Source organism: Escherichia sp. B1147 (assembly GCF_001660175.1).
GTDB lineage: Bacteria > Pseudomonadota > Gammaproteobacteria > Enterobacterales > Enterobacteriaceae > Escherichia > Escherichia whittamii.
Genome location: NZ_LFHY01000040.1, coordinates 1 through 328 on the forward strand (window position 1 = coordinate 1; position 328 = coordinate 328).

Below are 328 nucleotides of genomic sequence, written 5' to 3' on the forward strand. Positions count from 1 at the left end.
ATACAAGGAAATGTGTAGGGTCTTTATTTCTTAGCCAGACCATTCGGTGGTTTTTACTGCCTACGCTATTCAGGACGGGCACAGATAAAACAATAAGACGTGCCAGCGTCGCATCCGGTATTTTTTCTGCACCAACGCAAAAAGGCCATCCTGACGGATGGCCTTTCGCTAATTTGATGCCTGGCAGTTCCCTACTCTCGCATGGGGAGACCCCACACTACCATCGGCGCTACGGCGTTTCACTTCTGAGTTCGGCATGGGGTCAGGTGGGACCACCGCGCTACTGCCGCCAGGCAAATTCTGTTTTATCAACACGTCTTTCTCCGAC

The 328-nt window shown here is 51.5% G+C and carries 1 rRNA gene; it reads right to left on the reverse strand.

The features are described 5' to 3' along the window. Window positions 1-178: 178 nt before the first annotated feature. Window positions 179-294, reverse strand: a 5S ribosomal RNA gene (gene rrf, locus A9180_RS22200). Between the last annotated feature and the right edge of the window lie 34 nt (window positions 295-328).